The organism is Pseudoalteromonas sp. NZS71 (assembly GCF_015864715.1).
Classification (GTDB): Bacteria; Pseudomonadota; Gammaproteobacteria; order Enterobacterales; family Alteromonadaceae; genus Pseudoalteromonas; species Pseudoalteromonas arctica.
In genome coordinates, this window is sequence record NZ_JADYWS010000010.1 from 142,130 (window position 1) to 153,405 (window position 11,276).

The window sequence follows — 11,276 nt, forward strand, 5'->3', positions numbered from 1 at the left end:
AAGGAGAGAGTTATGGATGATTTCTCTAAGACAGCACCTATTTTAATTGGTTTTCAAAACAATTACTTTTTGCCAAAAGGTATTTTGTATGACGAGGTTGAAGAGTCATCAAGAATTACTGGCGTGGGGGAAAATACACTCTATTTATTGACCTTCTGGGCAGAGCAATTTGCTTTAGTTATTAATACACCCATTCACTTTACGCAAAACTATAGCGAGCTTAAAAATCCGATTGGTATATTAAAAGTCATTGCGGTGGGGGCATTTAAAGCGGGTTCGTACGGTGCTCAAACCATTAAGCAGCTAGACCTTTTTAGTAATATTATAGAGGTGGTATTTGGGAAAAGAAGTTTAAATGCTTTTACACATATAGATTTAGCCGAAAACATCAAAAAACATGGGGCCACTAATATAATTTTAGCGGGTACTGTGTCTTCTATCTGTATTGATTCAACTGTGCGCACTGCTGTTGCACGTGGTTCTAATGCCACTATTTTAAGTGACTGCACACCGAGACGCACTCCTTTTGAACAAGCATTCTACTGTGAAAAGGTTTCCCTTCTTTATGCACGAGTTTGTGAGAGTAATACTTTTATAAAGTATTGGAGAGATCATGAATAATAATGATGAGCTACAAGTTCAAATCCAATATGCACTAGTTGAAAAACTTTCCAATAGTAATCGACGTCAAGCAAAGCTATTAGCTATTTTAGATGAGTGTATTTTTGAGTGTGATAAACATTTGAATTTTACTTATATTAATGAAGCTTGGGAGAAGAAGTTAGGTTACTCAACCGATTCATTAATTGGCTCCAATATTACTAAGTTAATGAATTGCGATGATATTATGCATTTTGTCGCATACAGCTGTTGTTTACTAGAAGGGAAGCAGGCTCCCAGTGTAGAAATACAAATTAAAAGCAGCATCGGGCTCATGAACTGGTTTGAGTTAAGGTTAGTTTATGATGAAAAAAGCGGCTTTATAGGCTCGTTCTATGACATTCAACGTCATAAAGATTCTCAATTATTGCTCACACAACAACAAAAATATGTAAAACGCTTATCGCTTGTTGCAAGCCATACAAATAACTTAGTAATAATTACAGATAAATTTGGCGTAATTGAGTGGGTTAACAATAGTTTTGAAGTACTTACAGGTTACACCTGTGATGAGGTTATAGGCACTAGCCCAGGTCAATTACTGCAAGGGCCAAAAACATGTGAAAAAAGTCGTAAGGTTATGTCTCACGCTGTAAAAAATGGGCTTCCTTTTCAAGTTGAAACCACAAATTACGATAAAAATGGTAACGTTTATTGGGTTGCTATTGATGCAAATCCAGTGCGAGATGATGAAGGTAAAGTAAAGCATTTTATCGCTATAGAAACTAATATTACGCAGCGAGTTAAAGCTGAACAAGCAATGGCAGAGATAGAATATAACTACCACTCTGTCGTCGATAATATTCCTGATATTGTTTTACGCCTTGATACATTTGGCAATTTATTATTTATAAATCAAGCATGGCAACGCGTCTTACACAGCAGTGTAGATGAGAGTCTTGGCTTACCTATAATTAAGTTTATAGCAAAAGAAGATGTAGAAAAAATTAGTAGCACTTTGCTTGATTATAAACAAGGTAAGCGTGATATACGTCGCTTTGATATACGTTTGATTAATGCACAAGGCATAAATAATTGGGTTGAAATGACACTTACTCCCATTGTGGGTGGCTACGAAAGCGATTTGTTATCTATTGCCGCAACACTTGTTGATATACAAGAACGTATTGAAAGCGAGCAAATATTGCTTGAAGCTAAACATCAGGCAGAAACATTAGCTGAGTCTAAAAGCCGATTTATGGCAAATATTAGCCATGAAATTCGCACGCCATTAAATGCCGTTATTGGCTCTGCAGATATTTTGCATCATACCGGTTTAACTTCTGAGCAAATGCGTTACACACAAATGATTAAAACAAGCTCTGATGCATTACTGAGTGTATTGGATGATGTATTAACGTATTCGCGTTTTGAAGCACAAGCTATAACACTCGATAATCAGCCATTTAGTATTGATACGTGTATTGAAGAAGCAATAGATATAATTTCCCAAAGCGCTTTGCAAAAAGGGCTTGAGGTTGTTTTTGATTTTTATCCTGATGTCCCCGCTCAAGTAATTGGTGATCATGCACGTATAAGGCAAATAGCCATTAATTTATTAGCCAATGCGATTAAGTTTACTCAGCAAGGCGTAATAACGGTGACCGTTAGATGTACTTACATTGGAGCCAATAATTTAAATCTTCATTTATCAGTAAAAGACACTGGAATGGGAATCGCAAAAAATAAAATAGAAAGTATGTTTATGCCTTTTATTCAATCAGATAATTCAATTACCCGAAAACATGGTGGTAGTGGCTTAGGCCTTGCTATATGTAAGCAAATTTGTGATGTAGTAGGGGGAGATATTTCGGTTAACTCTGAGCTCAATAAAGGGAGTGAGTTTATCGTTAATTACCCGTTACAAATAGACACAACCGACTCAATATTGCGAGAGGGGTTTGCAGCACGAAGTAAAAAGCCAAGAGTATGGATTGTAGGACATAACCAAATTTTAAAAACCGCGTTGGAGCACACACTCACTCGGTTTTCTATCGCTTTTGAGCACTATGAAATATGCCCAGATATCCCTGAGTATGATAGTTTTCCTGATGCAATTGTATTAACTGATCCTCCAACGCTAGCCCAAACACGCGAGTGTATAAATACATATAACTCCCTTAATTCACCGTGTTTACTTATCCTAGACTTACTAGGTGAAAACTTATTACCGCAAAATCTTAACGACAGAGAGCTTAGGTTAAATGGCCCTTTTAAAGTATCGCATGTACCGCGAGCAATTAGTTTATTGGAAGAGCAGTTATTTCATTTAGATATTATATTTACTAATCGTGAACAAAAAGAAGCCTTAGAAAGCCCTTCAGGGTTAACTCAGTTGAATGGGACCAATGTATTGGTTGCTGAAGATAATACTAATAATCAAATAGTAATAAGGCAGTTTTTAGAGCAAAAAGGCTGTCGGGTACATATTGCTAGTGATGGGCAAGAGGCAATAACCAAGGCTAAAAACAATAAACTTGATATTATTTTTATGGATATCCAAATGCCAATACTCGATGGGATTTCTGCAACTAAAGCAATCAGAAAGTTAGGTATAGTCACCCCTATAATAGCGCTCACAGCAAATGCAATTCATGGTGATAAAGAGCGATTTATAGAAGCGGGGATGAATGATTACTTAGCTAAGCCAATTGTAAGTGAGACACTTTATTTATTGCTTGATAAATATGCCCCAGAGCAGGTTATTGAATCTAAACATTTAAAGCTCTCTCGTTTAGCGCAAGTGTGGGAAAAGCTGAGCTGAGCAATGAAGAACAATATAAAAAGTGGGTTTGTGTTGCATAAAACTTGATAAACGAAGAAATTAACCTAGTATTTTAGGAGTAAGTTAAATTTATTTTTTAGTATTTAATGAGTGTTTTTATTATGGTTTTTCAATTTGATTCGCAAATTGCAATTCAAAATAAAAATACAACGTTACGAATTATTTTTGGATTCTAAATTACATTTTTAATTTTTTTAATACTTTGATTTTGTTGTTTATTTTATCTTTCGTTTGTTTTTGTTTAGTTGGCACGGCTTTCGCAACATATTAAATATCAAATCAAGACGAATTTAGTTAAATTTTAAGGGGTGCAAAATGCAAACAAACACAAAAGCTAAACAACAGCCTAAAGGTAACAATTGGGTACTAACACCTGAAATTATGGTTTTGTCTATTTTGCTTGTTGCCACTTTAATAATAGGTATTACAGTTTTACGAGGTAGCGATTCGATTGAACCGTTGGCAGATATACAGCCAATTACTTTTACACAAGCTGATGTTGAAAACGCACAGTTGATGAGTAATACATTTGACTCGCAAAATACTAACTATGCACAACATGTAACTGCTCCTAAAAACGAAAATAATGACACTCTTTCAAACTAGAGACTTTTGCGCAGGTAACTATTTATAGTTGCCTGCGTTTTTTTATGTTCCTACCACCGTTTTAACTTTCTATCCCTCCCTATAAAATTAGCTATATGCTTTTAAATTTAGATTGTGCTTAACTTAGACAGAGTTTTATCAAAGCTTTCTCTTTTCTCACCTACAATTGCTAACACTAGCTTTAGTAGCAGCTATTAACTGGCTTATCTGTGCTTTATAGGCTCGATTAAGCGCTCATTTGCCAATTTAGGTGCATAGCAAACTGAATTGCAAAATGCGAATAAAGTGGGAGAACTAAAATCTTTTAACCTTCCAATTTAACCGCCTGAATCTATTGGTTTTTATTTCTATTTTTCCACATTTAAAATGGCCTGTAAATTGCTACTCATTATAATAAGTCACTAAGAGTGAAAAACGGAGCAAAATCATGAGTGCGTTTAAATACCTAGAATCGGAAAGCCCAGTCAATCTCGCAAGATGGCATGAGTTAGAAAGAATCATGTCTGATTCAATGCAAAATAATTATTTTAAAATGGTTTATCAACCGCTTGTATCATTAGGAACGGGAAAGTTGGTCGGCTTTGAGTCGCTAGTAAGGTGCCAATCACCGCGCTTTGGCATTGTTGGCCCTGATGAGTTTATCCCGCATGTAGAGCAATCGGGAATGATTTTAGAATTAGGTGACTGGATTTTTGAGCAATGTTTGTCTGATCTAAAACAGATGCGACATTTTGGTATGACAGATATTGCTGTTTCTTTAAATATTTCACCGGTACAAATTTTAGATGGTGATGTGTTTTCAAAAGTAATGGCTTTGCTAGAAAAGCACCAAATACCACCAGAGGCCATCAAAGTAGAACTAACGGAAACAGCGCTCATTCATAGTCCTGATAAAATAGCTAAGGCGTTTGAAAACTTCCATAAAGAAGGCGTAAAGGTGTGGATTGATGATTTTGGCACTGGGTACGCGTCTTTAGGTCTACTTCGTCAATTTGATATTGATGGTTTAAAAATTGATCGCAGTTTTGTAAGTGGTATTGCAACTAATAATGAAGACTTTACGTTATGTAGTGCAATTATTGCGATGGCTCAGCGATTGGGCTTACAAACTGTAGCAGAAGGCATTGAAGAGAATGAGCAATTACAAATATTAGAACAACTTGGTTGTGATATTGCTCAGGGGTACTTGCTCGATAAACCGCAAACATTAACAAAAAGTATTGATACCTGGGCTCTGTAATTGTTTATATTCATTTTGATTTGCAAAATGCAAAAAATAAATTACTCTTAAACTACAACTCTTACATTTTATTAGTGTACGAAGCTTTAACTTACACAAAGGTTATCTATGCCTATATCAGAGCAGTTTATCGATAAAAGTATTACTGAGCTAAACGTTTTAATTCAACTTGAAAAGGATGTTGGAATAAGCGTTTTAGCTCGATTAGTAAACTTATTTATCGATGAATTAGCTACTATGGCTAACCAATTAGATACGGCAATTAGTAATGCAGATATTATAAAAATTAGAGAAATAATGCATGTTTTGAAAAACTCGGCTGCTTTATATGGAGCCGCTCCTTTAGCTGCATTGGCAACACAGTTACACGATTCACCACCACCAACCACAGAAGAAAATTTGCACGCAGCGCTTGTTATTAAGCATAACTTGGATAAAACCCGAGATGCATATCAAATAATGAGTAAGAGTATAGCTATCTAGGAGAAAGCCGTGTCAGATATAATGGGTAAAGGTCTTGTTTATATAGTTGAAGATAGCATCGCAAGTGGTGCTTTGTACGCAAGTCAGCTAGAGCAAGTAGGTTTTGAATGTAAGCATTTCGCAGATGGGTATTCTGCGTTGGTCGGTATTAAAGAAAAAATGCCTGCGGTGATAGTACAAGACGTATGTTTGCCTGATATAAGTGGGCTTGAAGTTTTACAATTTGTAAATAAACAAAAAAATCCTGCTAATGTAGTCATGATCACCTCAAATAGTTCTATTGATATTGCAGTGGAAGCTATGCGTTTAGGTGGCTTTGATTTTTTAGAAAAACCCTTCACAAGTCAGCGACTTATTAGCTCAGTAGAAAGTGCGTTAACACCCAAAGAGCAAACTAAAGTACAACCTTTGGTTGAAAGCAGTGATAAAAGCCAAGATTTTGTTGGTGAATCACTCGCAATGAAAACCGTTTTTAGATTGCTAGATAGCGCAGCTAGAAGCAAAGCATGCGTATTTATTACAGGTGAAAGTGGAACCGGTAAAGAAGTATGCGCACAAACCCTTCATGATTCGAGCCCTCGCAGCCAAGGTCCTTTTATTGCAATAAACTGCGCCGCTATACCAACCGAATTATTTGAGTCTGAATTTTTTGGTCATGTTAAAGGTGCGTTTAGTGGGGCGTTAAGCGATCGAAAGGGCGCTGTTGAAGTGGCCAACGGCGGTACGTTATTTCTAGATGAACTATGTGAAATGGAGCTTAACTTACAAGCTAAGTTATTACGCTTTTTACAAACCGGCATATTTAGCAAGGTTGGTAGCAGCGAGGTATTACACAGCGATGTTCGCTTGGTATGTGCAACCAACAGAAATCCAATAATAGAGGTAGCAGAAGGGCGCTTTAGAGAAGATTTATATTATCGTTTAAATGTTATCCCCGTAAAGCTCCCGCCTTTAAGGGAGCGCGGAAACGATATTTTACTGCTCGCTGAGTATATTTTAAAACAAAAAAGCGATAGCAACGCTAAACATTTTATTGGCTTTTCTGATGAAGTTAAGGCGCTTTTTTGTAATTACGATTGGCCAGGAAATATACGCGAACTGCAAAATGTAATTGAAAATACAGTCGTTATTAATGATGGCGATGTAATAGAAAGAGATATGCTACCAAATTCATTTGGTCTAGGCGCTGTAAAACACTCAAGCTCAACTAAGTCAATTCACAATACAAACGATCAGAGTGTTCAATTATCTCCTATGTCGGTTCACGATATAGAACCATTATGGCAAGTTGAAAAAAGGGCTATTGAAAACGCAATCAAAAGCTGCGAAGACAACATTCCTCTTGCTGCTGCTTATTTAGGGGTAAGTGCATCTACCATTTATAGAAAAATAAAGGGATGGTCTTAAAGCTTTAATAGATTTTAATTGCAATTTTAGGTTGAATTAATAAAAGTTACCCTAAACTCTATGTGTAAGAGCAAAATTAATTTTTAATCTGAAATAGTAAAAGGAGATCGCAATGAGTAACACTAGTTTAAAACCTGCGGATATTATGCCATCACTAGTAGTGAGTGATGTTGATGAGAAAAAGGTAGATTTAGTTGACAGAATAAGTGACTCTCCGTGGAAAATGATTGTTGTTTATCGAGGCCAGCACTGCCCTAAATGTACTGCGCAACTCAACGAGCTTGCTAAAGTTCATAAAGACTTTAAAGAGACTGGAGTTGAAGTGGTTGCAGTAAGTGGTGATAGCCATGAGCAGCTTAATAAACATCTTGAAAAAATAGATATTAACTTCCCAATTTACTATGGTTTAACAATCGAACAAATGACTGATTTAGGGCTACATATTAGCGAGCCTCGCAGTGGTGCAGAAACTGATCATCCATTTGCTGAACCAGGAATTTATGTGCTTAATGAAAAAAATCAGCTTCAAATGGTCGATATATCAAACAGCCCGTTTGTTCGTCCTGATTTAGAGCAACTGCTAGGTGGAATTAAGTTTTCAAGAGAAAACGACTATCCAATCCGGGGCACATTTATTAAATAGTATTCATTTTAAATGGTTTCAAAAAAGGCACTCTTCAGTGCCTTTTTTATTTATTTTTAATAAATTTACTTGAAAACAATTTTACCGTCCATATATAGTTAAGTAGGACGCCTGATGGGTCCTAAATTAAACTTAAACAATTGAAATTTATATTATTAATTAAACTTTGCTTGAGCTTGTTCAATAGAAAAGCACATGCAAAATATCGCTTAAATATGAGGATATTATTATGCGTACAGTAGACTTATCACCACTTTATCGTTCATTTATCGGCTTCGAACATTTAGCATCACTTATGGATGCGGCAGCTAATACAGACAAGCAGCCGAGTTTTCCTCCTTACAATATTGAAGCACTCGATAAAGACAAATACAGAATCACTATGGCCGTTGCTGGTTTTAGTGATAGTGAATTGACCATTGAGTCAGAAAACAACACATTAAAAGTTGCAGGTATTAAAGCTAATAAAGATGAAAATAATGAACGTAAGTTTATTCATCAAGGTATAGCAGAGCGTAACTTTGAACGTAAATTTCAGCTTGGAGACCATGTAAAAGTACTTGGTGCCGATTTAGCTAACGGCTTATTAAGCATAGAGTTACAGCGTGAAATTCCTGAAGCACTTAAACCACGCAAAATAGAAATTGGTAATAGTAATCTAATAGAAGGTAAATAGTCTTCTAAAGTACATATTCCCCTGATTATTTAGCCGCCTCATTTGAGGCGGTTTTTTTACTTAAAGCGCTTCTAAATTATTAAGGTAGTAGGTTGCTTGTTGCAGCGTTTGTTCTTGAAGTGTTTCATCTTGTTTATCCCAGTTTTTATATACCATACCAATACGTGGGTTCTTCTCTAGCCTGTCTCTGTGTCTATTCATGAAATGCCAATACAAGCTATTTAGCGGGCAGGCTTTATCTCCTACTTTTTGTTTAACATCGTACTGACAGCTTTTGCAGTAATCGCTCATTTTATTAATGTAGTTACCGCTTGCAGCATAAGGCTTTGTTGCAATTATTCCATCATCGGCAAACTGACTCATGCCTCGGGTGTTGGGCATTTCTACCCATTCTATGGCATCTATATAAACGCCTAAGTACCAGTTGTCTACGTCATCAGGGTTTATTCCTGTGAGCATGCAAAAGTTCCCAATAACCATTAGGTGCTGAATATGATGAGCATAAGCGGTTTCAAGGCTTTGCTTGAGTGAGTGGCTTAGACAATTCATTTTTGTAGAGCTGTTCCAAAAATAAGATGGCAGTTTATTTTTGGCTTGTAATTGGTTTTTAACTGCGTAGTCGGGCATGTTAATCCAATAAATGGCACGTACATACTCTCTCCAGCCTAATATTTGCCTAGTAAAGCCCTCTACTTGCGAGAGGGATATTTCATTGGGTCTTTGTTCGTATTCGCTTATTACACGTTTGATTACATATAACGGGTGGAGTATTTTTGCGTTTAGGGCAAACGATAAACGGCTATGGTACAGGCTGGTATTGTTTTTACTTTGATCTGTCATCGCATCTTGAAAGTGACCAAAGCGACTAAGTAAGTGCTCACAAAAGTATTCAAGAGATTCAATCGCTTGTTTACGCGTTGTTGGCCACTCCAGTGAATGTTCATTTATTTCACCCAAATAAGCGACGTTGTGTTTATTTAAACGAGAAATAATGCTGCTAACATCAGTATTGAATAACTTAGGCTCTGGGATGTCGGCTAAGTCTTTTTTAGAAAATTTATTACGATTATTACTATCAAAATTCCATTTGCCACCAGTTGGCTTTGCATCATCAATTAATATATTAAATTGCTTACGCATAGCACGATAAAAGTGCTCCATTGTTACATGCTTGTTTTTTGTAAAGCGTGTTTTTATATCGGTGAACGGTAATAAAAAGTGTTCAGTATCTGTAGCAATTACATTTAATGAGCTATCACTTTTAAACTTAGCTAATTGAGATTTTAGCCTAAACTCGTCAGGGTATTGATATTCAATAGAGTCGCATTGGTATTTATCGGCAACTCGCTTGAGTAATTCAATCAAGTCCTTGTCGTCATCGGTATCATCAAGTGTTAAATGTAAAACATTAAAACCTGCCGTGTTTAATGCAGTTGCAAAGTTTTCCATAGCATTAAAAAAAGCACACAGTTTTTGAATGTGATGTTTAACGTAGTCAGTTTCTTGTTTTAGTTCTGCGATGAGGTAAAGCGTGTCGTCGTCTTTTTGCTTGTACCATGAATGAGATGGGTTTAGCTGATCGCCTAGTATTAGTCTGAGTGTTTTGTGATGGGTCATAGTAAAGCCAAATTTTTTTATACGGACGTATTTAATTAAAGGATCGTTTTACTATTTAACTACGAGTGAATAGGGCAAAAAGGCTTAACCGATTATCAGGGCAATAAAGGCGTGTTGGATCATGGTGTGCAAATGAGTTTAATTAATGGGGAGGTTAAGTAAGTTAAATTGCCACCCCTAAAAATTGTATATTTAAATTTTATTACTTTGCTTTTGCTGCATTTTTTGTTGTAACGAAACCACATTAGATACATTAAATAGAATATTGCTGGCAAAGTTTTCAAAATATTTAAGGGCTTTTTTCCAAGCGAGCTGGCTCTCAGGAGTAAAGTGTTTACCAAGGTGCTCTTTAAGGGTTTCGTAAAACGCATCAGATAATAGTGCAATGTCACTTTGCGAAACACTGCTTTTTTTTAGGTACATTAAATGATGTGCTAAAAAAGGAGCTACCGATGCTGGCTTATCTAAATGTTTAACAATTCGTTCTAACACACAAAAAAGGGTAAAACTCTTTTCGTTAAATTGTAAGGCTGTTGGGTAATTCATTTCAATGCTAGATTCAGCCAATTTACTGTGAAATCGAGCCGTGAATGCATGAAAATTTGGCTTAATAATTGTTAAGTTATTTAACAATGCTGATTGTTGTTGGTTCATTTTTATCTCGCTGCAGTGAGTAATAACTATTATTATTAAGTGGCATAAAATTGATTATAGCGGGCAGATAAAATTCTGCACGTTTTTTTAGTGTTAAAGTATGGGTTTTAGTTATATCAATTTATTTTCTGGTAAATTGTAAGCATCTAGAAGGTACTAAGGTAGCTCAAATTTAGTTTGTTTGATTTTCACTCAAAAATAATAAGCTGTAATATTTAATAATTTAGAGACAGCATTTTATAAAATTGATTGATTACTTATGTTACTTATATATACATTAAATTAGCATCTTGACGAATTGGAAATTTTATAAACTAATTGCGTATTATAGTTGCTAATCATCCCGTACATCCTTATAATAGCGGCCATTGTTTAGCATGTTGTAAAACAGCTAACAGCGATATTAAATTTAAAGTTTGATATCTATTGGCGCGGGATGGAGCAGTCTGGTAGCTCGTCGGGCTCATAACCCGAAGGTCGTCGGTTCAAATCCGGCTCCCGCAAC

General features: G+C 35.9%; 10 protein-coding genes and 1 tRNA gene. 9 read left to right on the top strand and 2 right to left on the bottom strand.

Translation table 11 applies throughout. From position 1 onward, the window contains the following. Positions 1-12 precede the first annotated feature (12 nt). From I6E85_RS08870 to I6E85_RS08905, 8 genes are all read left to right on the top strand, one after another. Positions 13-621, top strand: coding sequence for a cysteine hydrolase family protein (locus I6E85_RS08870; RefSeq protein ID WP_024591631.1), 609 nt, complete (start codon positions 13-15; stop codon positions 619-621). Then, positions 614-3,424 (top strand): PAS domain-containing hybrid sensor histidine kinase/response regulator, encoded by a 2,811-nt coding sequence (locus I6E85_RS08875; protein WP_101164082.1) that lies wholly within the window; start codon positions 614-616, stop codon positions 3,422-3,424. The genes I6E85_RS08870 and I6E85_RS08875 overlap by 8 nt, the downstream gene beginning before the upstream one ends. Before the next feature lie 336 nt (positions 3,425-3,760). Then, positions 3,761-4,051: a hypothetical protein gene (locus tag I6E85_RS08880; protein ID WP_024591629.1), complete on the top strand. Its 291-nt coding sequence runs from the start codon at positions 3,761-3,763 to the stop codon at positions 4,049-4,051. A gap of 427 nt (positions 4,052-4,478) precedes the next feature. Then, positions 4,479-5,291: a bifunctional diguanylate cyclase/phosphodiesterase gene (locus tag I6E85_RS08885; protein WP_225305785.1), complete on the top strand. Its 813-nt coding sequence runs from the start codon at positions 4,479-4,481 to the stop codon at positions 5,289-5,291. Positions 5,292-5,399: 108 nt separating this feature from the next. Then, on the top strand, positions 5,400-5,774 hold the full coding sequence (locus I6E85_RS08890; RefSeq protein WP_101164083.1) for an Hpt domain-containing protein: 375 nt from the start codon (positions 5,400-5,402) through the stop codon (positions 5,772-5,774). Positions 5,775-5,783: 9 nt separating this feature from the next. After that, positions 5,784-7,181: a sigma-54 dependent transcriptional regulator gene (locus I6E85_RS08895; protein ID WP_101164084.1), complete on the top strand. Its 1,398-nt coding sequence runs from the start codon at positions 5,784-5,786 to the stop codon at positions 7,179-7,181. Positions 7,182-7,293: 112 nt separating this feature from the next. Beyond that, positions 7,294-7,824, top strand: coding sequence for a redoxin domain-containing protein (locus I6E85_RS08900; protein ID WP_101164085.1), 531 nt, complete (start codon positions 7,294-7,296; stop codon positions 7,822-7,824). Between the two features lie 229 nt (positions 7,825-8,053). After that, positions 8,054-8,500 (top strand): Hsp20 family protein, encoded by a 447-nt coding sequence (locus I6E85_RS08905; RefSeq protein WP_007585496.1) that lies wholly within the window; start codon positions 8,054-8,056, stop codon positions 8,498-8,500. Positions 8,501-8,560: 60 nt separating this feature from the next. Here the strand turns inward: I6E85_RS08905 and I6E85_RS08910 are convergent, their stop codons facing one another. Beyond that, positions 8,561-10,117: a cryptochrome/photolyase family protein gene (locus tag I6E85_RS08910; protein WP_197236853.1), complete on the bottom strand. Its 1,557-nt coding sequence runs from the start codon at positions 10,115-10,117 to the stop codon at positions 8,561-8,563. 192 nt (positions 10,118-10,309) lie between these two features. Beyond that, positions 10,310-10,771: a globin domain-containing protein gene (locus I6E85_RS08915; RefSeq protein ID WP_007585499.1), complete on the bottom strand. Its 462-nt coding sequence runs from the start codon at positions 10,769-10,771 to the stop codon at positions 10,310-10,312. 430 nt (positions 10,772-11,201) lie between these two features. Here I6E85_RS08915 and I6E85_RS08920 point away from each other — a divergent pair. Further along, positions 11,202-11,275: transfer RNA gene (locus tag I6E85_RS08920), tRNA-Met, on the top strand. Position 11,276: the final 1 nt, after the last annotated feature.

What these genes read in the sequence shown, in the direction of transcription:
- I6E85_RS08870 (WP_024591631.1), top strand. Translation starts at nt 13, where the DNA reads ATGGATGATTTCTCTAAGACAGCACCTATTTTAATTGGTTTTCAAAAC.
- I6E85_RS08875 (WP_101164082.1), top strand. Translation starts at nt 614, where the DNA reads ATGAATAATAATGATGAGCTACAAGTTCAAATCCAATATGCACTAGTT.
- I6E85_RS08880 (WP_024591629.1), top strand. Translation starts at nt 3,761, where the DNA reads ATGCAAACAAACACAAAAGCTAAACAACAGCCTAAAGGTAACAATTGG.
- I6E85_RS08885 (WP_225305785.1), top strand. Translation starts at nt 4,479, where the DNA reads ATGAGTGCGTTTAAATACCTAGAATCGGAAAGCCCAGTCAATCTCGCA.
- I6E85_RS08890 (WP_101164083.1), top strand. Translation starts at nt 5,400, where the DNA reads ATGCCTATATCAGAGCAGTTTATCGATAAAAGTATTACTGAGCTAAAC.
- I6E85_RS08900 (WP_101164085.1), top strand. Translation starts at nt 7,294, where the DNA reads ATGAGTAACACTAGTTTAAAACCTGCGGATATTATGCCATCACTAGTA.
- I6E85_RS08905 (WP_007585496.1), top strand. Translation starts at nt 8,054, where the DNA reads ATGCGTACAGTAGACTTATCACCACTTTATCGTTCATTTATCGGCTTC.
- I6E85_RS08910 (WP_197236853.1), bottom strand. Translation starts at nt 10,117, where the DNA reads ATGACCCATCACAAAACACTCAGACTAATACTAGGCGATCAGCTAAAC.
- I6E85_RS08915 (WP_007585499.1), bottom strand. Translation starts at nt 10,771, where the DNA reads ATGAACCAACAACAATCAGCATTGTTAAATAACTTAACAATTATTAAG.